This window comes from Mycobacterium simulans (assembly GCF_900232995.1).
GTDB classification, from domain to species: Bacteria; Actinomycetota; Actinomycetes; order Mycobacteriales; family Mycobacteriaceae; genus Mycobacterium; species Mycobacterium simulans.
Genome location: NZ_OCVX01000006.1, coordinates 59854 through 84982, shown reverse-complemented (window position 1 = coordinate 84982; position 25129 = coordinate 59854). Strand labels below are relative to the sequence as shown.

Annotated in this window: 7 protein-coding genes and 2 pseudogenes; 7 read left to right on the top strand and 2 right to left on the bottom strand. The window is 64.4% G+C overall.

Annotated features, from left to right (window positions below; all coding sequences use genetic code 11):
- The coding region (locus tag MSIMFI_RS22140; RefSeq protein ID WP_191499184.1) for an IS256 family transposase at window positions 1-1171 on the bottom strand (1171 nt) is incomplete at its 3' end.
- Between the two features lie 1270 nt (window positions 1172-2441).
- On the opposite strand from MSIMFI_RS22140, the gene MSIMFI_RS22135 reads away from it, so the two are divergent.
- From MSIMFI_RS22135 to MSIMFI_RS22105, 7 genes and pseudogenes are all read left to right on the top strand, one after another.
- Complete coding sequence (locus tag MSIMFI_RS22135; protein WP_191499183.1) at window positions 2442-4199, top strand: FAD-dependent oxidoreductase; 1758 nt, start codon at window positions 2442-2444, stop codon at window positions 4197-4199.
- Complete coding sequence (locus tag MSIMFI_RS22130; RefSeq protein ID WP_191499182.1) at window positions 4196-7399, top strand: MFS transporter; 3204 nt, start codon at window positions 4196-4198, stop codon at window positions 7397-7399. The genes MSIMFI_RS22135 and MSIMFI_RS22130 overlap by 4 nt, the downstream gene beginning before the upstream one ends.
- Window positions 7396-9033, top strand: coding sequence for a PfaD family polyunsaturated fatty acid/polyketide biosynthesis protein (locus MSIMFI_RS22125; protein ID WP_396820568.1), 1638 nt, complete (start codon window positions 7396-7398; stop codon window positions 9031-9033). The genes MSIMFI_RS22130 and MSIMFI_RS22125 overlap by 4 nt, the downstream gene beginning before the upstream one ends.
- A 122-nt stretch (window positions 9034-9155) precedes the next feature.
- A complete protein-coding gene (locus MSIMFI_RS22120; protein WP_191499181.1) occupies window positions 9156-15230 on the top strand; it encodes a type I polyketide synthase in 6075 nt (2024 codons plus the stop codon).
- Window positions 15227-22558, top strand: a complete 7332-nt coding sequence (locus MSIMFI_RS22115) for a beta-ketoacyl synthase N-terminal-like domain-containing protein (RefSeq protein WP_191499180.1) — start codon at window positions 15227-15229, stop codon at window positions 22556-22558. Before MSIMFI_RS22120 ends, MSIMFI_RS22115 begins: the two co-directional genes overlap by 4 nt.
- A 353-nt stretch (window positions 22559-22911) precedes the next feature.
- Window positions 22912-24117, top strand: a pseudogene (gene recD / locus MSIMFI_RS22110) (exodeoxyribonuclease V subunit alpha); the annotation flags it as partial.
- 7 nt (window positions 24118-24124) lie between these two features.
- Entirely contained in the window at window positions 24125-24691 is a 567-nt protein-coding gene (locus MSIMFI_RS22105; RefSeq protein WP_191499179.1) for a TetR/AcrR family transcriptional regulator, read from the top strand.
- A gap of 120 nt (window positions 24692-24811) precedes the next feature.
- Here the strand turns inward: MSIMFI_RS22105 and MSIMFI_RS22100 are convergent.
- Window positions 24812-25078, bottom strand: a pseudogene (locus MSIMFI_RS22100) (IS110 family transposase); the annotation flags it as partial.
- Window positions 25079-25129 lie beyond the last annotated feature (51 nt).

Below are 25129 nucleotides of genomic sequence, written 5' to 3'. Positions count from 1 at the left end.
ACGGCCCAGGCGATGCTGATGCAGTGGTTTCTCCGGGGAAGCGGCCGATAACCTTTGCGCGGCGCCGGGTTTCGCCGAAGGTGCGTTCTATGAAATTGGAGTGACGGATACGGTGATGGTGTTCGGGCGGGAACCGTAGATAGGCGGTCAGGCCCGGGCGGTCGGCCAGGAGGATCTTCATCGCTGCGGGGCAGGTGGGTGCGTAGCGGGCCGCGAAGGCACCGAGGCGGGTGTCGATGAGTTCGACGAGTTTGGGGCCGGTCTGGTTGGGGAGGTCGGGGGTGTCGAAGCAAGCCCAGTAGCCGTCGCGGATCTCGGCCTGCATGCCGGCAGGAATCTTGGCCAGCACGTTGCGGAGTCGATGAATCAGACAGCGTTGGCGAAGCGCGGTCGGGAAAATCTGCTCGATCGCCGCGATCAAGCCGGCCGCACCATCGGAGACGACCAGCAGCGGACACCTCAGCCCGCGGTCGGTGAGATCGGTCAGGAAGCCCGCCCAGGCGTCGGTGGCCTCAACCACGCCGGGGGCCAGTCCAACAAAGATCGGCTTGCCGGCGGTGGTGATGCCCCAGGCGGCCAGGATCGGCTCGGCAGGTGAGCCGGGATGCATCCGGAAGAAGGAGGCATCCAGGAACAGGTAATCGAGCACGACATCGCCCAGCGGGCGCCGTGCCCAGGTGTCGTACTCGGTCTTGATGGGTTGACATATCTGGGAGACAGTCGATTTCGAGATCGCGGCCTGATCGCCCAGCGCATCGGCGAGGGTGGCTTCGACATCGCGCACCGACAGCCCGCGCACGAACGACGCGATCACCAGTGATTCCAGCGCGTTGGTCTTGGTGACGTGCTTGCCGAACAGCCGTGAGGCGAACGCGACGGTGGTGCCCCGCAGCTTGGGCCGCTCCAGGGTGATCGGGCCGGCGGTGGTGTTGACCGTCGCAGCCCGATAACCGTTACGTGCCCCAGACTGCGCATCCGGCGCAGTCGCGCTGCGTTGGTAACGCTCACGGCCCAGAAACTCGGTCACCTCGGCCTCCAACGCGGCCTGCATCAACAACTGCGCACCAAGGCGAGCCACCTCATCGAGAATCTCGGGCAGCTCACGATCCGAGGCGAACAGCTCGTCGATCTTGGCGCGAACACGATCGGTCGGCGATACTCGTGCAGGCACGGGCATAGGTCCTTTCTTCGATGACTTGGTAGGTCTCGAAGCAGGACCTATGCCCGGCCCCTTTTACACCGGCTTTAGGACGCGACCACCACCACCGGCCACGCGCTCAAATTATGTGAGGTACGCCGTTGTGCGCGCTTCCGCCCTCAAGTATATTGACTATTCGTTGATAGCATGACAAATATTTGTCACATCGCTCTGTGCTGCGGTACTAGCGCAAGGCGGAAGGCGGTCGAGAAATACTCCGGGTTGCCGTTCGCGTGGGAGTGGTCTCGCCGCCTAGCTCGGGTTTGTTAGTCATCCGTAACGAGGTTTCATGAAGCCCAAGACTCATCAATCTGCGAGCACTAATGCGATTCTGGCGGCGTCATCTGGTGTGGTTGGGCTGTTGGCTACCGGTGATCGTTCCATCAGTGCTGTGTCCAAGCAGTTCAGGGAATGCACGATTAGCGGTCTCGTGCGGTTTGAACACGCTGGATCTTCGTAGTTCGAAGACGCGAGGTTGGTGGACACGTGACAGAGAGTTTTTTGCAATCGCATGATTGTTTTGCTCGAGCCGTTGGATGCGGCTATGGCTGACGGAAATCGAATCCATGGGGGGATCCGTGGAAGCGCAGTGGGTAACGCCGGTCGTCGTCCCGCTGACTTGACTGTGCCGTCGGTTTCTGCGCAGGTAGATGTCTTGCAGCAGGCCTGCTCCCTTGCTTGGGGCCGCCGAGACCTAGATGACATACAAAAACGTATGGTATTTTGCTCGCTGACCTCAACAGGCGGTCCCTAGTTGATGGCTCTAACTTGTGTCCCGCGCCATTAGTTCGTTACGAAAATTGCAATCGATACGGATCGGCGGTGTTTGCCAGTGAACCACGTTGGCAGGTGGGGTGATTCGCGTATCACGTCACGCGGATGCCCGACGGGGGGGCTGGGTCTGACCGAGGAGGAACACCAGACGTTGACACGGTGGGCGCGGCGGCGCAAGTCCTCCCCAAGCGCTGGCGTTGCGGTCGCGGATCGTGTGGGTTGCGCCCCAGGCCTGTCGAACGCGGCGCGCGAGCGGGTGTCACCGTCCGCGGTGGGCAAGTGGTGGCGCCGGTTCGTTGAGGCCCGCTTGGATCGGACTGGTCGACGACCCGCGGCCGGCCCGACCGGTGACGTTGAGCGCCAAGCAGGTCTAGGACGTTGGGTTTGTCGTCACCCGCAGCGAGGTGTATGTGAAGCCGAGGATTCTCCAACCTTTTCCTGGTTTGGTGAGTAGCGAGTACGAGGCCACATGAAACCTTCGATGCCTGCCGAACCTCACGTTGTCATCGCCGGTGCTGGAATCGCGGGGATGGCCGCCGCCATGATGCTGGCCGAAGCCGGAGTGCGGGTCACGTTGTGCGAAGCTGCGCCCGAAGCCGGGGGCAAGGCCAAGAGTCTTCGCCTGCCGGATGGTCACCCGACCGAGCACAGTTTGCGGGTCTACACGGATACCTACCAGACCCTGCTGACGCTATTTTCGCGCATACCCAGCGAGAACGGCAGGACCGTGCTCGACAATCTGCTTGGCGTGAGCCTGATTTCGGCTACCACCAGGGGCGTGATTGGCCGATGGGCTGCGCCCGTGGCGTTGGCACGTCAGCGGCCGGCCTTCGCGCAGATCGTTGACAAGGTAGCCGAACCGCTCCGGCAACTTGGCCAGATCATTTCGCGGAGCCTAATGGTGGTTGTCGGTCTGTCGCAAAAAGGACTGGCGCCCGGAGAGATCATCCACTACCTCTACGCACATCTGCGCCTGCTGTGGATGTGCAAGGAGCGACTCTTCGCGGAACTGAGCGATATCTCGTATGCGGACTATCTGAAGTTCAGTCGTAGGTCTCCCCAGGCGCGGGAATTCTTTGCCGCCTTGCCACGCATTTACGTCGCGGCGAGCCCGAGCGCAGAAGCGGCGGCGATTACTCCCTTGGTTCTCAAGGGGCTGTTTCGCCTGAAAAGCAACTGCCCCCAAACTCTCAACAAGACAAAGCTGCCCTCGATCATGATGATGGATGGACCAACGAGCGAGCGCATGGTCGATCCCTGGACTCGGCACCTCCAAAATCTCGGCGTAGACATACACTTCGACACGCGCATCAGCGATCTCGAGTTCGAGGACGGCCGTGTCACCGCACTGTTATCGACCGACGGCCGTAGGTATGCCTGCGACTATTCCATCCTCGCCGTGCCCTATCTAACGCTGCGCAAGATGGCCAAATCAGATCATGTCAAGCAATGTCTTCCCAAGCTCGCGCAGGAGCATGCCATTGCGCTCGAGGCATCGAACGGAATGCAGTGTTTTCTGCGCGACATTCCCTCGACGTGGCCTTCATTCATCCGCCCCGGCGTAGTCACTGCCCACCCCGAGAGCGCGTGGTCGCTAGTCTCCGTTCTCCAGGGGGAAGGCTTCTGGAGAGATGTCCGCCTCCCGGACCGAACCAAGTACGTTCTGTCGATCACCTGGAGTGATGTGGACAAGCCCGGTCCGGTCTTGCATCGGCCGTTGAACAAATGTACGCCAGACGAGATCTTGACCGAGTGCCTGGCGCAGTGCGGTCTCGATCGGTCGCACATCCTGGGCTGGCAGATTGATCAGGAGCTGAAGCACCTGGGCGAGGCCGACTACGAAAGGCTGGCGAGTGAGCTGCCTCCCCACACTGCTTCGGCGCCCGCGTACGGGAAGCGCATGGTGAATTTCTCGCCGCTCGCCATATTGATGCCTGGCGCTCGCCACCGGTCCCCGAACATTCGCACAGAGGTGCCCAACCTTTTTCTCGCCGGTGAAGCGATTTATTCACCGGACTTGACCTTGTTCGTCCCCACCATGGAGAAGGCCGCAAGCTCCGGCTATCTGGCCGCCCACGAAATCATCAGCGGCGTCGCTGCCCACGCCGCGCCTCGACTGCAGATCGACTTCCGGGATCCCGCCCCATTCGCGGTTCTCCGGCATGTGGATCGGTGGTTTTGGAGCCGCCGACAGCATCAACCCTCGCAGATCTGGAGTTCACCATGACCGTCGACGCCCCCTCCGCTGAGAATCCTGCGCCCGCGCCCGTCGTCGACGCCGGGCCCGTTATACCCGGCAGACGGGGTCGTCATGCCGGCAGCCCGCACACACCCGCTCGACGCCGCCAGCCCTCCTCCGCGGCGGTCCTGCTGGTGGCTGGTTTCGGCGCCTTCCTCGCTTTCCTTGATTCCACGATCGTCAACGTCGCGTTTCCCGACATCCAGCGGTACTTCCATAGCGACATCACCGACCTGTCGTGGGTGCTCAACGCCTACAACATCGTCTTCGCGGCGTTCCTGGTGGCCGCGGGCCGGCTCGCCGACCTGCTTGGGCGCAAGCGGATCTTCATCTATGGAGTGGTGTTGTTCACGGTTGCGTCGGCGCTGTGCGCGATCGCCGATAGCGTCGGTGAGCTCGTCGTCTTTCGCGTGCTGCAGGGCATCGGCGCAGCGGTTCTGGTACCGGCATCGCTCGGACTCGTCGTCGAGGCCTTCCCAGCCGAGCGGCGCGCGCATGGGGTGAGCCTGTGGGGCGCGGCGGGGGCCATTGCCGCGGGCCTCGGCCCGCCGATCGGTGGTGCCCTCGTTGAGGCGTGGGGCTGGCGGTGGGTGTTTTTGGTGAACATTCCGCTGGGAGCTGTGGCTGTGCTGGCGGCGCGGCGAGCGCTGGTGGAGAGCCGAGCCTCCGGAGGGCGGCGCGTGCCCGACGTGCGTGGCGCGGCACTGCTGGCCGTCGCGCTGGGGTTGCTGACCCTCGGGCTGATCAAGGGCCCGGATTGGGGCTGGGCCAGCCTGCCGGCAATCGGGTCCTTGGTGGCCGCGGCGGTCGCGATGGTCGGATTCGTGATGAGCTCGCGAAACCACCCGGCGCCGCTGATCGAGCCCACGCTGTTACGTATCCGGTCGTTCGTGGCCGGCAGCGGGCTCACCGCCATCGCGAGTGCCGGTTTCTATGCCTATCTGCTGACACACGTCTTGTTCCTTAAGTACGTGTGGCACTACACGCTGCTAGAGACCGGGCTGGCCGTTGCCCCCGCCGCATTTGTCGCCGCCGTCGTCGCAGGACTGCTTGGCCGGGTCGCCGACCGGCACGGTTACCGCGTCATCGTCGGCGTCGGCGCACTGACCTGGGCTGGCAGCTTGTTGTGGTACCTCGAATGTGTCGGGTCCAAACCCAACTTTCTCGGTGAATGGCTACCCGGCCAGATACTGGCAGGGATCGGGGTCGGCGCAACGTTCCCGCTGCTCAGCAGTGCCGCCCTAGCCGGGCTGGCCGCCGGCGGCAGCTACGCCACCGCCTCGGCCGTGATAGGCGCCATCCGCCAGGTCGGCGCCGTGATCGGCGTCGCGTTACTGGTGGTCCTGATCGGCACACCGGCACTGGCCGAGGCCGAAGAGGCGTTACGCCGTGGATGGACGATGGCCGTGATCTGCTTTGTGGCAGTCGCGATCGGGGCGGTGTTTTTGGGCCGCAACCGCCAAGCCCCCGCTGGGGTGGTTGAGCCCGACCCCAGTCGGCTGGCCGAGCCGCTGGGGGCGCAGTCGCCGGGACCCTCATGGGTGCCCGCATCGGCGGCGCCCGTTCCCCCGATGCTCAAGGCGGCGCACGATGTCGACATGTTGGAGGCTCTGCGGCTTGCCGGGGTGGACGGAGAGCAGGTTGAGCTGGAGGCGGGTTCGTATTTGTTCCGCGTGGGCGACGTGTCGGATTCGCTTTACGTCGTGCGCAACGGCCGGGTGCAGGTGCTCGACGACGACGGCGTGGTCGCCGAGCTGGGTCGCGGGGAGCTGGTCGGTGCGCTCGGGGTGCTGATTGATGCGCCTCGCTCGGCGTCGGTTCGGGCCGTGCGCGACTCGTCCCTCACCCGACTGACCAAGGCGGAATTCGAGAGGGTCGCCGATGCTCGCGTGCTCGGGGCAGTCGCGCGGGTATTGGCCAAGCGGCAGCATGAGACGCGCGCGGCCGGCCAGCGGACATCGCCCGAGGCCGTTGTCGCGGTTATCGGTGTCGACGCCCACGCACCGGTAGCCATGGTGGCCACCGAGTTGTGCAGGGCGCTGTCGACTCGGCTACGCGCGGTCGCCCCCGGCCGGGTCGACCGTGACGGGTTGGAACGCGCCGAGCAGGCCGCCGACCGGGTGCTGTTGCACGCGACGGTCGATGACGCGCAGTGGCGGTCCTTCTGCCTGCGCGTTGCCGATCGCGTGGTGCTGGTCGCCGGCGACCCGGCCCCGCCTTCAGCACCGCTGCCGGTGCGAGCGACCGGCGCTGACCTGGTGCTGGCCGGACCACCCGCCGGCCGGGAGCACCGGCGCGCGTGGGAGGAATTGATCACACCGCGGTCGATGCATGTAGTCCGATGCGGACGTGTCGCCGATGACCTGCGCGTGCTCGCCACGCGCGTCGCGGGGCGTTCCATCGGACTGGTCCTTGGCGGTGGGGCCGCGCGGGCGTGTGCCCACCTCGGTGTGTTGGAGGAGCTGGAAGCCGCCGGGGTCACCGTCGACCGCTTCGCCGGCACCAGCATGGGGGCGATTATCGCAGCTCTGGCGGCCAACGGTGTGGACGCCGCGGGTGTGGACGCGGAAATCTACGAGCACTTCGTGCGCACGAGCCACGGCGACTACACCCTGCCGACGAAGGGGCTCATCCGTGGGAAGCGTACCCTGGCTTCCCTCGGCACCATCTTCGGAGACCGGTTGGTGGAGGAGCTGCCGAAGCACTTCCGCTGTGTCAGTGTCGACTTGCTGGCCCGCCAGCTCGTTGTGCACCGCCGAGGGCGACTCGCCGATGTCGTCGGCTGCTCGATGCGGCTGCCCTTCCTGTACGCGCCAATGCCCTACAACGGCACACTGCACGTCGACGGCGGGGTGCTGGACAACGTGCCCGTCACCACACTGGTCGGCAAGGACGGCCCGCTGATCGCGGTGGACGTGGCCGCCAACGGAAGCCCCAGCTCGGCCTCCAGCAGCCACCGCCGCAGCAAACCGCGGGTGCCCGGCATCACCGACACCCTCCTGCGCACTATGACCATCAGCAGCGCAATGGCGTCCGCGGGGGTACTGGCACAGGCCGACCTTGTGATCAAGCCCAACCCAACTGGCGTCGGACTCATGGAGTACCACCAGATCGACCGCGCCCGCGAGGCGGGCCGGATCGCGGCCCGTGAGGCGTTGCCACAGATCATGGAGTTGGTGTACCGGTGAGCGTGACGGACGTCGCTACCTCGACCTATCCACCCGACACCGATCGGCATCCCGCGGGTGGTGCCGCTTTTGCCCCGGCAGACCTGGCGCGCATCGTTGAGCATGTTCGCCAACCTGTCCGAGTCTTGCGCGATGAGCAGACTGGGCACCTGGGTATGGCCATGGGCGACGGTGCATCCGGCGGGTCCGGGCGAACTACCCTGGTCGGCACCTTGCCGCCGATATATCCGGAGTGGCTGGGGGATCGAGCATTCTGCGAGTCCCATGGTGTCCGCTTCCCATACCTCGCGGGATCGATGGCTAACGGTATCGCCACTGCGAGCTTGGTTGTGGCGATGGCGAAAGCCGGAATGCTGGGGTTCTTCGGCGCGGGTGGTTTGTCCTACCCGAATGTGGAGCGGGCATTGGCAAAGATCGAGGAGGGACTTTCGGGGACCACGGGTGTGTGGGGCGCCAATCTGATTCACTCCCCCAACGAGGCATCGCTGGAAAGCCGCGTGGCCGAACTGTTTATAGCCAGAGGTGTCCGTAAGGTCGAAGCCTCGGCCTTCATGAGGATCACCCCTTCGGTGGTGCACTATTCCCTTAGCGGTCTGTCGACCGATCCAGCGGGCAATATTGTGCGTAAGAACAGCGTCTTCGCCAAGGTTTCCCGTCCTGAGGTCGCTCGCCAATTCATCGCACCGGCGCCCCCGGCGATCGTCTCGATGCTGGTGGAGTCGGGCAAGCTCACAGCCCGGGAAGCCGACCTCGGTCGGTATGTCGCAGTGGCGGAAGACATTACCGTCGAGGCGGACAGCGGAGGCCACACCGACAACCGACCGCTATCGGCGCTGTTCCCTGAGATTGTCATGTTGCGTGATGAACTTGCGAGTCAACATGGCTTTCAACGCCCAGTCAGGGTAGGCGCAGCGGGCGGGTTGGGCACGCCTGTGTCAGTTGCTGGTGCGTTCGCCATGGGTGCCGCCTATGTAATGACAGGCTCGGTAAATCAAGCCTGCGTAGAGTCCGGCTTGTCTAGGCAGGGACGCAAGCTGCTCGCCAACGTTGGAATTGCGGATGTCATGATGGCGCCCGCGGCCGACATGTTCGAGCTAGGCGTTGACCTTCAGGTACTCAAGCGTGGCTCGATGTTCGGTCCACGCGCCAAGAAGCTCTATGAGCTGTACGTCACCAAGCCGGGCGTCGATGCGATCGTCGGCAAGCAGCGAGAAGATCTTGAGAAGATTTTCGGCCAGAGTGTCGAGGAAGTCTGGTCGGACACAGAGCGGTTCTGGCTCGGCCGTGATCCAGCGGTGTTGCAGTTGGCCGCGAGAGATCCGAAGTACCAGATGGCGCTGATGTTTCGCTGGTATCTGGGTAAGTCAAGCCGGTGGGCTATAGACGGCGTCGCCGACCGTACGCTCGACTACCAAATCTGGTGTGGGCCGGCCATGGGCGCCTTCAATAGCTGGGTCCGCGACAGCTTCCTGGAGCCGCCCGAGCAGCGTGAGGTCGTTCAAGTTGCGCTCAATCTGCTTGAGGGTGCCGCACAAACCACACGCGCTCAGCAGGCGCGGGTATGCGGTGTTCCGGTACCCACTGAAGCATTTCACTTTAGACCTCGACGACTGGCAGTCGACGAAAGCAGTTGAGATGGTCATCGAGCCATCGCACACCACGAGGACGGCATCGACGCCGTGTCTTAACAATGCCGAACCATGCCGAGCCCGATCAATTTCTACCTCGTCACAAATAACGAAAGTGCTTGTAGAACATGACTAAACGTCCCCCCATCGCCGTTGTCGGCGTCAGCGCCCTGTTCCCCAATTCGCCTGACGCCGAGTACTTCTGGCGCAACATCGTTGACGGCGCGGATCTCCTCTCGGACATACCGGAATCGCATTGGCGTCTCAGCGATTACTATGACCCGGGGTTAAGCACGCCAGACAAGATGTATGCCCGGCGTGGTGGTTTCCTACCTTACATCGACTTCTCCCCAACCGAATTCGGCATCCCTCCCAACGTTGTTCCAGCCACCGACACCGCGCAACTGCTCGCGTTGGCGGTTGCCAAGCAGGTCTTGGAAGACGTTGCTGGAGGGGACTTCGCCCATGTTGATCGTGAACGTATCTCAGTGGTGCTGGGCGCCGGCAGTGCCACCGAGATGCTCGCCCACATGGCGGGTCGCCTACAGGCTCCCGTATGGGATAGGGCACTTCGCGGCGCCGGGCTGGCAGGCGGCCAGCTGGAGTCGTTCAAGCAGCGCATCGCTGCCGCGTACACGCCATGGCAGGAGAACACTTTCCCAGGAATGCTAGGCAATGTCGTTGCCGGACGCATCGCCAACCGATTCGATCTCGGCGGAACGAATTGCGTCGTCGACGCCGCGTGCGCAAGTTCCCTCGCGGCTATCGAAATCGCGCTCAACGAGCTGTATCTCGGTGACTCGGAGATGGTCATTACCGGTGGGGTAGACGCCCTCAACGACATCCTCATGTTCATGTGCTTTGCCAAGGTCACGGCGCTATCTCCGTCAGGCGACTGCCGGCCGTTCTCCGACAACGCGGACGGGACGATGCTTGGCGAGGGGCTTGCCATGATGGCGCTGAAGCGTCTAGAGGACGCGGAGCGCGACGGTGACCCCATATACGCCGTGATTCGCGGCATGGGCTCATCGTCGGACGGTCGAGCGAAAAGCGTTTATGCGCCCAGCCCGCAGGGACAGGCAAAAGCGTTGCGCCGCGCTTACGACGCGGCCGGTTATGGCCCGGAAACAGTCGAGCTGCTCGAGGCGCATGGGACTGGAACCAAAGCCGGTGACGCTGCTGAGTTTTCGGCACTTCGAGAAGTTTTCGACGCCTCCGGACGTGAAGATCGCCAATGGTGCGCGCTCGGTTCGGTGAAATCACAAGTGGGTCATACAAAAGCTGCGTCGGGCGCTTGCGGACTGTTCAAGGCGGTGATGGCGCTGCACCACAAGACTCTGCCGCCGACGATCAAAGTTAGTCAGCCCAACCCTGCTCTTGAGATCGAGAAGTCGCCGTTTTATCTATCCACGCACCAACAGCCGTGGATCGCCGAAGAGGGCGTTCCGCGTCGCGCGTCGGTCAGTTCGTTCGGATTCGGCGGAACCAATTTTCATGTGACGCTGGAGGAATACACCGGCAGCGGTGTCCGAGCCAAGCGCCATCGATCCTGGAAGTCCGAACTGGTCGTGCTCGGTGCGTCAACCGCAGTGGCACTGGCCACCGAAGCGGCACGCTTGTCTGCCTCGCTCGAAGACGACAAGGACATGCTGCGCTATATCGCCCAGGAGACGCAGAGCCGCTATGACGCCGCCCAGCAACACCGCTTGGCTCTTGTGGCTGATGATTTGGCAAGTCTGCGTTCCATGCTCGATGAAGCTGCCGGCAGGCTCGCCGAGGGAAACAATGCGGAAGAGTTCGCCTCACCGCAGGGCTACTTCTATTCCTCGCGGCAAGCCGGACCGGTCGCTTTGTTATTCCCCGGCCAGGGCAGCCAGTACGTGGGTATGGGCGCCGACATCCCGCAGTTGTTCGAGCCGGCACTTTCTCCCTGGGAGGCCGCCCGCGCCTCCCTTCTGGGCACTGACTGCGACCTGCACAAGATCGTTTGGCCAAAGCCAGCTTTCAGCGAGGAAGCCCGAGCAGAACAAGGCGCCACGCTTACCAGAACCGAATGGGCACAACCTGCCCTTGGCGCACACAGCCTGAGCCTGCTTCAGATCCTTCGCGCCCTTGACATCCAACCTATTGCGGTGGGCGGGCACAGCTTCGGGGAAGTCGTGGCACTGTGCGCTGCCGGGGTATTCGACGACGAAGCAGCACTTCGGATAGCCCGTAAACGAGGTGCCCTCATGGCCGAAGCGGCCCGCACCAGCCAAGGGACGATGTGTGCGGTCACGGCGCCCCGCGAGATAGTGCAGGAACTGCTCCAACAGTGGGGACTCCCGGTCACGGTCGCCAACCACAACAGCCCAACACAAGTCATCGTGTCGGGCGCCGCTAGCGCGGTTGCCGAAGCTACCGAACGGCTGTCTGCGGTCGGTATCAAATCGGCGCAATTGAAGGTGGCCACCGCGTTCCATTCGGAGATCGTCGCTGCCTCCGCGGAGCCGTTCGGGGCTTACCTGGCCGACATTCCATTCGACACCCCGGCGGTACCTGTGTACGCGAATGCGACCGCGAAGCCCTATGACGGTGACCCCGACGAAATGCGTGCCACGCTTGCCGGGCAGATAGCGCAGCCGGTCCGGTTCGTCGACCAGGTGCGGTCAATGTGGACCGCGGGCGCACGAACCTTCGTGGAAGTCGGCCCTGACGGTGTATTGACCAATCTGGTGGGCAAGTGCCTAGAGGGCCTGCCGCACAATGCCATCGCGCTTGACCGCAAGCGCACCAACGGCATTCGCGCACTCTGGCTTGGGCTTGCTCAGTTGGTGGCAGCCGGAGTGCCAATGAATTTTAGTGGCCTGTGTGCTGACTACCGGACGATCGATGATCCTCGGGCCCGGCAAAAGCCCAAATTGGTGCTGAAGATCAATGGCGCCAACTACGGCAAGCCCCAGATCGACGAGCAGCCGACGACTCCACCAAGCGCCGCGGTCACCGCCACAGCGCCGGGCACGACAGCACCGACATCACCAGCGTCAGAGCGGAATTCACGTTCGGCGGCACATACCGCCAATGGCATCGGCCACCACAACGGGGTGACGGTGGCGCCGACCCCGCAGCCGGTGGTGGCTGTGCCCGAGCCGGCGCTGGTTGCGCCGGCGGTTGAGGCCCCGGCGGGCGCCGGGTTCGGTGCGGATTTGGTGGCTGACATGTTGCAGGTCGTTGCCGATAAGACGGGTTATCCGGTGGAGATTTTGGATCTGTCGATGGCGCTGGAGGCTGATTTGGGCATCGATTCGATCAAGCGGGTGGAGATTTTGTCGGCGGTTCAGCAGCGGGTGCCGTCGTTGCCCGAGGTGGAGGCTTCGGCGTTGGCTGAGCTGTCCACGTTGCAGGAGATCGTTGACTACCTGCCCTCGGTGCAGGCGCCGCCGGCGCATACCGCCAATGGCAACGGCCAGCACACCGGGGTATCGGTGGCGCCGACCCCGCGGCCGGTGGCGGTTATGCCGGAGCCGGTGCTGGTTGCGCCGGTGGTTGAGGCGCCGGCGGGTGCCGGATTCGGTGCGGATTTGGTGGCTGACATGTTGCAGGTCGTTGCGGATAAGACGGGTTATCCGGTGGAGATTTTGGATCTGTCGATGGCGCTGGAGGCTGATTTGGGCATCGATTCGATCAAGCGGGTGGAGATTTTGTCGGCGGTTCAGCAGCGGGTGCCGTCGTTGCCCGAGGTGGAGGCTTCGGCGTTGGCCGAGTTGTCCACCTTGCAGGAGATCGTTGACTACCTGACCTCGGTGCAGGCGCCGCCGGCGGTACATACCGCCAATGGCAACGGCCAGCACACCGGGGTGTCGGCGGCCGTGCCGTCGACCGAGAGGGGTGATGGCCTCCCTTTTGAGTCGACCGGAGCGCCGATGGCTCGCTACGCAGTGCGCGCGATCGCCGCTCCGGTTCGTGGGATGGGCGTTCCCGGGCTGCACGAGGCCACTCGGGTGGAGATTGTCGGCCGCGAAACTGCCGTCGCCGATGCGTTGCAGGCCATTCTGCGAAGCCATGGCATTTCCGCGGTGGTCGTTGACCAGCCGAGTGAGGATTCGGCCTGCGTGCTGCACCTGGGCGGCCTCGGATCGGTCCGGGGCCGCGCGGAGGCCTTGGCGGTGAACCATCGAGTCTTCGCCGATGCACTGCGAGTCGCGCCCCGCATGGAGCTCGGCGGGGGCGTGTTTGTGACGGTTCAGGACACCGGCGGCACGTTCGGTTTACTTACCGACGCCGGTCCGCGCGCGTGGGCGGGCGGCGTTGCGGCGCTGGCGAAGACCGTTGCACTCGAGTGGCCGAACACCTATGCCAAGGCCATTGACATCGACACCACGGATCGGTTGCCGCAGCAAGTCGCCGAGGGGATCGCCACGGAAATCTTGGCCGGCGGCCCCGAACTCGAGGTGGGCCTCGGTAGCATTCACGGCCGCGTGACGGTGGCGACCGAAGAGTCTGGTGTCACCGGCAGGGTAGCTCGCCTGGACCATCGTGACGTCGTGTTGGTCTCCGGGGGTGCGCGCGGCGTGACCGCGGCATCGGTGATCGCACTAGCCAAGCAGACCCAAGCCAGTTTTGTCTTGGTTGGGCGGTCGGGGTTGGGCGACGAACCTCCCGCGGCGCATGGTCAAACGACCGATGTCGCACTCAAACGGGCCCTGCTCGCGGATGCCCAACGGCGGGGCATCAAGCCGACTCCGCGGCAGTTGGAACAACAAGTCCGGCGACTGCAGGCCGACCGTGAGATACGTGCAACGATCGCTGCGATCGAGGCCGCCGGGTCACGGGTCGTGTACCAAGCGATCGACGTTCGCGACAGCAGCGAGCTTGGTGCACTGCTCGATCGCGTCCGAACTGACTTCGGTCCGATTACCGCACTGGTGCACGGTGCCGGTGTGCTGGCCGACGCGCGGCTGAGCCGCAAGACATGTGACCAGTTCGACCAAGTCTTCGGCACCAAGGTCGCTGGATTGTCCGCGCTGCTCGACGCGACCGCGTCCGACGCGCTGAAAATGATCCTGCTGTTCTCATCGGTGTCCGCCCGCGCTGGCAACATCGGACAGAGCGACTACGCGATGGCCAACGAGGTTTTGAACCAGGTCGCATTGGCGGAGCGCATCCGGCGGGGTCCGTCGTGTCTTGTCCGCTCGCTGGGCTGGGGGCCCTGGGGGGCAGGCATGGTGACGCCGGCCCTGCAAGCCGTGTTTGAGTCCCGGGGCATCACACCGATATCGCTTGACGATGGTGCGTGCGCATTCGTGTCCGAAGCGCTCGACAGTCAGACCCAAGACGTGCAGGTCCTGCTCGGAGGCGGTGTGATCGCCGGCGGGCTTCCGCATCCACTGCCCGATACCGGGCGCCTGGCCCGTGTCGCCGCAGACGCGGAACAGCAGCCTTACCTACAGGATCACCGCGTTCAGCATCAGGTGGTGCTACCGGTGGTGCAGGTCGCGGAGTGGTTCGTACGCGCGGCCGAGGGCTGCCGGCCGGGCCAGCGCGTGACGCGGCTGCTCGACCTTCGGGTTCTTCGTGGCGTCCAGTTTCCGGACTTCGACAACGCCGGCGAGGCCTTCGTGGTGCGGTGTGTGCCAGTAGAACACGCGCCGCAGCGGCTGGAACTTTCGTTGCTCGACGCCGCCGGGATGGTCCGCTACTGCGCGACAGCCGAGGTGGGCTCCGGCGATCTGGACACCCCGGTCTTGGCCACCGCGCAGGTGGATCCCGAACGGCTCGTCCAACAGCCGTGCTACGGCGATGGTGCACTATTCCACGGTCCGGCCTTCCAAGTGATCGAGCGGCTCACCGGCTGTGAACCATCCGGTGCGATCGCACAAATCCACGGTCTCAACCGGGCAGGCTGGCCGCAGCAGCGCTGGGCGACCGATCCGGCCGCGCTGGACGGCTGTCTGCAACTCGGCTTTTTGTGGGGTCTGAAGCGAACCGGGCGTCGGATGCTGCCGCTGCGGATTGGGCAGATCACTCGCTACCGCACGGGACCTGCCGAGGGCACGCTGTACTGCCATCTCGACGACGGCGAATCAACCAGTAACCGGATCGTCTGCGATCTGCGGCTGACCGACGACAGCGGCGCGCTGATCGCTGAATGCAGACGGGTCGAAATGTATGCATACGGCAATGAGCACACCACTGATTCGGCCATCAGGGCGGTCGCGACATGAGATTTGAACCGATCGCGATCGTCGGGCAGGGCTGCGTCTTTCCGGGCGGACTGAGTCCCGATGAGCTGTGGACGGCGATCGCGCAAGGTCGAGACGTCATTGGTGCGCCCCCGCAGGGCTGCTGGGGGGTGAATCCGGCTCGCATCATGCGGGATCAGGTCACCGGACCGTGTTTCGACCACACCTGGTCGGACCGGGGCGGCTACGTGTGTGGCTTCGAGGAAGCCTTCGACCCGAATGGTTTCCTGCTCGACGCGGATTCCCTGCGGACCCTCGACCCGCTCTATCGATGGACGCTTTACGCAGCCCGGCAAGCCGTTGAGAACGCCGGGTGGCACGTTGGCAGCGTTCCCGGCCGCGTCGGCGTCGTGTTGGGCAACCTGAGCTATCCCACCAACACCATGGCCGATCTCGCCGCGAGCGTGTGGCGGGAACAACCCGCCACCATCGACTGGCGCAACCGATTCAATTCCGGGCTGCCCGCACACCTTGTCGCTCGCGCCGTGGGCCTGACCGCGGGGGCTTTTTCACTCGATGCCGCCTGCGCGTCTTCACTGTATGCAATCAAGCTGGCCTGCGACCGGCTTCATGATGGGACCGCCGACGTCATGCTGGCCGGTGGCGTCAATCGCGCCGACGATCTGTTTCTGCATGTCGGCTTCAGCGCATTGCAGGCATTGAGTCGTGCCGGCACGTCGCGTCCGTTCCACCAGCAAGCCGACGGCTTGGTTCCCGCCGAGGGTGCCGGCTTCGTCGCCCTCCGCAGGCTCGACGAGGCGCTCGCCGCGGGTGACCAGATACTCGGGCTGATCCGGGCGGTAGGTCTGGCCAACGACGGCCGCGGAAGCGGCATGTTGACACCTTCGCAGGAGGGCCAGGAACGCGCGATGCGGGCGGCCTACGACATGGCCGACCTTGACCCCCAAGACATCTCGATGATCGAGTGTCACGCGACGGGGACCCCACTGGGCGACCTCACCGAACTGACAAGCATGGCCCGCATCTTCGCCGACAGCAAAGACGTGCCGATCGGCTCGCTGAAATCCAATCTGGGCCATTCCATTACGGCCTCGGGTATCGCCGGTCTGATCAAGGTGTTGGCGGCTATGCGTACGCAGCTGCGTCCCCCGACGCTGCACGTTGAAGATCCGGTGCCGTTCATCGCGACGTCGCCGTTTCGGCTGTTAACCGCCGCCGAGCCGTGGACCAGCAGTACACCGCGGCGCGCCGCGGTCAACAACTTCGGTTTCGGCGGCTGCAACGCGCACTTGATCGTCGAGGAATGGGTGCAGCCGACCGCGGTGACCGGCGGTGCCCCGGCCTGGCGTGTGACCCTACCTCCCAAGGACGCCGACATTGCGATCGTCGGCCTCAGTATCGTCGCCGGTGATGGCTACGAGACGGCGCAGGTGGCCGAACACCTTGCCGCGGGCCAAACATTGGCCACCCAAGAAGCCGACGGTGTCAATCGCGTGCGCATGTCCGCGCTGTCACTGGACGTGACGAAGGTCCGATTCCCGCCCAGCGATCTGAAAAATGCGCTACCGCAACAGATAGCCGCGCTGCGGGCTGCCCTGAACATCGCGGAGGTCATTAAGGACCTGCCCGCGGAGACCACCAGCGTGCTGATGGGCATGGGCTGTGACGCCGAGGTGGCTCGATGGGGCCTGCGCTGGCGTCTTGCCGACACGATCGATGACCCACAGCAGCTGGCGCAGACGCGTGACGATGTGGTTCCGGGCCTAGTCGCCAGCTCCGTTGTCGGCTCGATGCCCAACATCGTCGCCAACCGGCTTAACAGCCAATTCGACCTACGAGGCCCGAGTTTCACCGTGTCGCGTGAGCAGCTGTCCGGCACAACGGCACTGGAGCTGGCGGCCCGCGCACTGCGACACGGGGAGATCGACGCCGCGGTGGTGGGCGCGGTCGATCTCAGTTGTGAACCGGTCCATGAGGCCGCAGCGAGGGTGCTGCTCACCCAGGATGAGCAGATTCCCGGTGATGCTGCAGTGTTGATGGTGCTCAAGCGCGCGCAGGATGCTCGCCGAGACAACGACACGATCTACGCCCTGTTGCCGGCCATGCCGCACACGACCGGTCAGCAGCTTCGCGTCGGCACGGCCCCAGGAGGGTTGAACGTCACACCGCTGCTGGGCCATGCCCACGCGGCCTCCGGGCTGCTGCAGGTATCAGCCGGAGTCCTGTTGGGATTCCTGGGCATCGAACCCGATGGTTCCCCGACAACACATCAGCAGCGTGAGGTCGTCGTGACTCTGGACGGGCTGGCCGGCGAACATCAACAGCTGACACTGCTGGCACCAACGCGGCCACACCAGGACCGCGCGGCACGACACCAGACGCTGGTGCGGCAGCTGGCCGCCGCGCGCGGTGACACCGGCGAGGCAAGGCTGTTGGAGTTCGCCGCACATATGCCGCCGGTTCGGCTGCCCGTTCCCGCCGGTGTGGCGGCTGCCCGTCACACCGCAGACCATCCGGCGACCGTTCTACCGAGGCCCCCGGTCATAGCCAAGACTGCCGAGGCCTATGCGTTGCCGGCTCTCGCCGACATCCCGTCAGCGCCGACGACGACGCATCCTCGCGGTTACAGGGCCGAATTCTCTAGCGAGTCAACCGAATCGGCCCCCAACCCGCGGCCAGTCTCCGCCGATAGCGGCGCAACACACATATCCCCGTTGGCCACCCCCTCGCGATCCGACAACGGCGCGCACCGGGCGATCCAGCCGGTGCCGCCTAGCGACGCCGTGCTTCCAGCGCCGACGGTCAAGCGCATCCCCACCGGGCTGACGTTGAACAAGGACGGTTTGCGGGTGCATGCCTCGGGCAAAATCTCCCAAATCTACGGTCCCGCCTTCGCGGCTCAAGATGAGTATCCGCGGCAGACCCGCATGCCCGAACCGCCACTGCTGCTGGCGGATCGATTGCTGGGCATCGACGCAGAGCCCGGTTGTCCCGGCGCGGGCACCCTGTGGACCGAGACCGACGTCACCGCCGATGCGTGGTGGCTTCACCAAGGCCGAATGCCAGCCGGGATCATGATCGAAAGCGGGCAGGCCGACCTCATGCTCATCTCCTGGATGGGGGCGGATCTAGTCAATAAGGGTGAACGGGTGTACCGCCTGTTGGGGTGCGAATTGACCTTCCTCGGCGGCTTGCCCGAGATCGGTGACACGCTGCGCTTCGATATCCACGTTGACGGTCACGCCAGCCAGGGTGACATCCGGCTGTTCTTTTTCCACTACGACTGCACCATCGGCACCGCCCAACGGTTGGCGGTTCGCCACGGACAGGCCGGCTTTTTCTCCGATGCGGAACTGGCGGCTTCGGGCGGAATCCTGTGGAGCCCCGAGGACCACACCATCACCGGTCGCCTCGATCCACCGCCCTGTGCCACGTCACGACGCTCGCTGTCCGGAACCGATCTGAAAGCACTGGCGACCGGCAAGCTATGGCCGACCCTGGGCGAAGGGTTCGAGCGCGCCGCAAGCCACACCCGCACGCCCACCACCGCCGGCGGCGATATGTTGTTCATCGACGAAGTGACGCAGATCGACTTCTCCGGAGGACCGTGGGGCCGCGGGTATCTGCGCGGCGTGCAGCACATCACGCCCGAAACCTGGTTCTTCGACGGGCATTTCAAGAACGACCCATGCATGCCGGGAACCTTGATGTTCGAAGGCACAATACAAGCAATGGCCACTTACATGGCTGCCGCGGGCATGACGTTGGCCTGCGACGGGTGGCGCTTCGAACCTGTCCCGTTTCAGACCTACAAGCTGAAGTGCCGCGGCCAGGTCACCCCCGACTCGCGCGACGTCGTCTATGAGGTGTTCGTCCGAGAACTCATTAGCGGTCCCGAGCCCACGTTGTTCGCCGACGTGCTGTGCACCGTCGACGGGTTGGCGGCCTTCCACTGCCCCCGCTTAGGGCTGAAGCTCTCGCCTGGATGGCCCATGGATCAGGGCTTACAAGAACTCGACCACTACATTGAACCGAAGCCGGTCGCGGTCATCGACGGATTCAGCTTCGACTACAAGTCGCTCATGGCGTGCGCATGGGGCAAGCCGTCGCACGCCTTCGGCGAGCTCTACCAACCATTCGACACGACCCGCAACGTCGCTCGGTTGCCCGGCCCGCCTTACCACTTCATGTCGCGCATTACCGAGGTGGTTGGCGAGATCGGGGTGATGCAATCGGGTGCGACCCTGGTCGCCGAGTACGACGTAGCACCGGACGCCTGGTATTTCACCGCCAACGGTCAGCCCACGATGCCCAGCGCGGTGCTGATGGAAGTCTGCCTGCAGCCCTGCGGGTGGCTGGCCAGCTACATCGGCTGCCCATTATCGACCGACACCGACTTGTTCTTCCGCAACCTCGACGGCACCGGCGTGCAGCATCAAGAGGTCACGCCATCCGCCGGGACGTTACGCACCGAAGTCCAGTTGAAGAACGTCGCCAAGATAGCGGACACCATCATCGTCAGCTTTAGCGTGCAGGCCTATGCGGGTGAGGCCCAGGTCTACAGTGCCGAGACCGTGTTCGGCTATTTTCCCGGCCCCGCGTTGGACCAGCAGGTGGGTCTGCCGACCAGCGACGCCGAGCGCGAGCAGTTCGTTGAGCCATCCGCGGCTGCCGATGTCGACCTGACCGCCCGTCCACAGCAGTATGTCGGCCCCGGCGCGAGGCTGCCCGAACCGATGCTGCTGATGATTGACCGGGTCACCGGACGGTGGCTCGGCTCCGGGCGCGCAGGGTTGGGACGCTGGCGTGCGGTCAAGGACGTCGATCCCGCCGAGTGGTTTTTCAAAGCGCATTTCTTCGGCGACCCCGTACAGCCCGGGTCTTTGGGTATCGAGTCAATGATCAACCTTCTGCAATTCGCCATGTTGGATCTCGGGCTCGGTCACGAGGCAGGCCCGACCGCGCAATTCGAACCGATCGCCATCGAACGGTCGATGACATGGCGGTATCGCGGTCAGGTTCGGCCGAAAAACAAGCTGATCACCACGCAGCTGGAAATCACCAGGATCGAGCGCGGCGACGAGGGGATCCTCGCCCTCGCCGACGCGTCGTTGTGGGTCGACGGGATGCGGATCTACTCGGCCACCGATCTCGGCATGCGCATCACACGCAACCCACGCAGCCCCGCCGCCGCGGCCGGCGAACCACCGACCACTACACCCCGGATAACGACCGTAGAAACCGTCATTGACCCGGCGCGTGACACCTGGATCGCCGATCACCGCCCGACGTACACCGCTCCCGCGTTACCGCTGATGTCGGTGCTGAACCTGTTGGCCGAAGCCGCTCATCAGGCCGCGCATGGGGCGGCAGTGGTGGAGGTAAACAACCTGCGTTTGTCGCGGTGGATCGTCGTTGACCGCCCCGTTCGCCTTCGCACGCAGATCGAGCCGACGGCGCCGGGCAGCTACGATGCGCGTCTGCAGGCCTGGCGCGACGCTGCCAACCCGAAGTTGTCCCGCTGGGAGACGATCGGCACCGGCACCATCTCGACGGCTGCCCATTACCCGGATGGACCACCACCTCCGAGTCCGTTGGCCGAGCCGCGCCCGTTGGCCAGCCCCTACGATTCCGGCGCCGTGTTCCACGGTCCAGCGTTTCAGAGCCTCGATGACGGCGCCAAAATCAGCCACGACGGTGCCAGCGGAACCCTCACGGTCGAGCGATGTGCCGTTCCGGGCGCCCTGGTGCACCCTGGAGTGCTCGACGCGGGTTTGCACATTGTTCCCCACACCGAGATGAGCCTGTGGAGCGCGAATAGCCTTGGGCCGGACGGTAGTTCAATCGATTCGACGGTAGGTTTCCCACACCACATCGCGTGGGCGCGGTTCTACCGCGATGCACCCCAGTACGGAAAAGTGAGCGCCGAGGCGCGCTTTGCCGGCTTTGAAGATGCGCAACACCAGTTTCCGATCGTCGATCTTTGGTATGGCGTAGGTGACCAAGCGTGGGCACAGATCCGCATGGTTGAGGTCTTGCTGCCCAAGACGTCACTCGGTCACGTCGATGGTGTGAAGCGGCGTGCCTTCCTGGAGCGGCGAGCCGTGCCGGAGATGTCGTTGGGTCAGCGGCGGACACCAGGTGAAATCGTGCTCCACGCGAAACGAGTCGGCGAAGCCAACTGGTTCACGGGCACCATCCACGCAGTGTATGCGTGCAATACCAACGGTGAAGCATTGGTGGCCGAGGTGGCGGTCAAGGAAGCCGTTGCCCACGCCGCGCACGGCGCAATCCACCCATCACAGGTGCAGCTACGAAATGGTGAGGCCAGTTGCGCGGTGCTGCCGCTCGAGCAGGTTTCGATTGCGGTTGACCGCACCGATTCACAGACTTATCGCGCATGCGCGACACTGCAATGCGACTGGGAACCAATGCGCGTTTGGTGGAGCCAACAAACCGGCAAGCCAAAGGGCTGGTTTGGGGATCTGCTGGCGTGGGCGCTGCTTTCCCGATATGCGCGCCATGTCATCGTCGAGGACCCCGCTGCCTTCCAGGAGCTGCGAGGGCGCAGCGTGCTCCTGCTCGCTAATCATCAGGTTCAAATGGAATCGATTCTGGGAACGATGATCGCCTCCTGGCTGACCGACACCACCGTGGCCACCATATCGAACGCCAAGCATCAAGACCGATGGGTCGGAAAACTGTCCCGGGCGCTGGGAAGCGGAGAATCCACCGGCCTGCGCAACATTCACTATTTCGATCAAAGCAATCCCCACGATTTCTTCACCATTCTCGACAAGGCGCGGCACGACTTTGCGGAGCGCGGTTCTTCGCTGATGGTCCATACCGCGGGCACCCGCCAAACCTCATCGACGCAGCGGGTCGGCACACTGACCTCCACGCTGCTGGACTTGGCGGTGCAGATGTCACTGCCGATCGTGCCCGTGCATTTCGCCGGTGGTCTGCCTGAGCAGCCGCTGAACCACAAACTCGAGGTTCCGTGGCGCCACACCGCGCAGGACTACATCTTCGGATCGCCGATCATGCCCGACGAATTGACTGCACTTCCATACGCCGCACGCCGAACCCGGGCGCTGAATGCCATCAACGCCCTCGCACCCATCTCCAACGCACCGCACGAGCCGAATCCGGCCGCCGAAGGTCGGATACGTGCCGCCGCCCCCGATATGGCGCCGTCGCACGCGATCTGGGCCGCGATCGAAGACGCTTTGGACGCCCTACCCGTCGCGTGGCGCGATCACCCCGGCTACGGCGACTGGCTGGACATTCGCTGCCGCTGCCCGCAGTGCCGCGCGACGCTACGCAGCGACGCCGCGGCGACATCCTGAGCCTGAATCCACCGATGAATTAGCTGGTCATAGGGTGTCGGAATGAGGAAAGTGCCCTCTGACCCGAAATTTGTCAAATTAGTTTGCTCAAGCGCGACGACTGTGAATCTTGAGTCAAGTTGGGTAGCCATCCGACCGGCGTCTTCGGCTGGCTTCCACCGGACGGGTTGGTGACGGCGCTGTCTGGCCTATTGGATGCGAGGCCGGTGTGACGGTCAGCGACGTCGAGGTCGCCGTAGCCGCCGGCGACGTACTGCGCCTGTTCAACGAAGGCCGGAGTCCTAGAGGCTACTGATGTACATGTCGCGCAACGGCTTTGCGTACTCGGCCGGGAGAACGATGAGCGGGTTGCGGTCGCGGTTACCGTCCTGAGCGGTGGGCCGGGCACCGGGAGGACGACCACGATCGCCCGGCCGCTTGCGGCCGCGGCCGAGCAGGCCGAAATCGTCGGCGGGTCACGAATCCGGATCGCGTTGGCGGCGCCCACGGGTAAGGCCGCGGCACGCCTGGCCGAGGCGATGCAGGAGCAGGTGGGCGAATTCGATGCGGTGACGCTGCATCGTCTGCTCGGCCGTAAACCGAACACATCAGCGCGCTTTCGCCACGATCGCGCAAAATCGTTGCCGCACGACGTGATCGTGGTGGACGAGACGTCGATGGTGTCCCTGACGCTGATGGCCCGACTGGCCGAGGCGGTCCGTCCCGCAGCGCGGCTGATCCTGGTTGGCGACGCCGACCAGCTGGCCTCTGTGGAAGCCGGGGCGGTGTTGGCGGATCTGGTGGATGGTGTGTCGGCACGCGGCGACGTGCGGGTGGCGGCGCTGCGCACCTCGCACCGGTTTGGGAAATCGATCGCTACCTTGGCGCAGGCGATACGAGCCGGCGACGCGGATCACGTAGTGGCGCTGCTGCGTTCGGCCGACGAACATATCGAGTTCATCGAGGATGACGATCCAACGGCACCGAGACGAAGGGTCGTGCTGCCGCATGCGCTGCGGCTGCGTGAGGCTGCGCTGTTGGGCGCAGCGGACACGGCGTTGGGCGCACTGAACGAACACCGACTGCTGTGCGCGCACCGGCGCGGGCCGTTTGGTGTGCAGCACTGGAACCGGCAGGCAGAGATCTGGCTCGCCGAGGAGACCGGCCAACCGCCGTGGTCACAGTGGTACGCCGGACGACCCCTGCTGGTGACGGCCAATGACTACGGACTGCGGGTGTACGACGGCGACACCGGTGTAGCGGTGGCCGGTCCCGACGGCCTTCGGGGCCGTGATCGCCGGGGCGACCGGGCGGCTTGACTTCGCCACCGGCCGGCTTTCCGACGTCGAGACCATGCACGCGATGACGATCCACAAGAGCCAGGGCAGCCAGGCCGACGAGTGACGGTGCTGATGCCGCCGCAGGATTCGCGGTTGCTGACACGGGAGTTGTTCTATACAGGGGTCACGCGCGCGAAGAACAAGGTACGGGTCATCGGAGGCGAAGCCGAAGTGCGTGGTGCGGTCGAGCGACAGGCGGCGCGGGCGACCGGGCTGCGGATGCGATTGCAGCACCCGTAAGCTTGCTATGGTGAGCCGTCGCAAGTCGGGAACGAGCCGGCTGACGGTCGACGATTGGCTGCAAGCCGGATACGCCCTGCTGTCCGAAGAGGGTCTCAACGCGCTCAAGCTCGATCGTCTGACAGCCCGACTCGACGTGACGAAGGGCAGCTTCTACTGGCATTTTGCCGACATGGCGGCCTACCGGCGCGCACTGATCGACTCCTGGGCGCAGTTGCACGATAAAGACCGCCGCGAGGTCGAGCGGATGGGCGAGATTCCACCGCGAGAGCGCCTGTTGCGAATGGCGGGGATCCTAGTCAGGTCACGCCTTTGGAAGCTCGAACTGGCGATGCGCGAATGGGCCCGCTCCGATGAGACTGTGGCGGCGGCGGTGCGATCGGCGGACGGCCGATTGCTGAATGCGATGAAACAAGCGTACCGCGACTACGGTTTTGAGGACGAAGAGCTAGAAATGCGGGCCAACACCGCGTTCGCTGCCGGCATCGGCATGCTGCACCTGGCCGGCCCCACGCCAACCAAACAGGCTGCAGTGCAGCTCGAACGATTCATCAACTTCACGCTGCGACCGTAGACGTCGCCGACGCTCGCTCTGGTTCGAAAAATACCCAGGGTGAGTGGGCAGCGGAAAGCGACCCGGCGGAGCTTGTGGAGTTTGTGGAGTCGGGTGTCGTTGCGGAAGTGCGTATTTGGGTCAGGCGGCGGGTTCGAGGGTGACCCGGTAGCCCATGGCGGTGAGTTGGGCGATGTGGTTGCGCAGTCGGCGTTCGGTGGCGATGCGGTTGGCGTGGTAGTCGGGGCCGAGGTCGCAGAAGCGGGCGTTGGGGTTGGAAAGCAGATGCCAGATGATGACCAGGATGGAGCGGGCGACCGCGACGAGGGCCTTGAGTTTGCCGCGGCGTTTGACGATGCGCCGGTAGCGTTCGCCGAGGAAGGTGTTGGTTTTGGCGGCCGCGGCGGACATCGTTCAATATTTCGCCCATAAGGCGAATGACCAGTGTGACTTCTACCG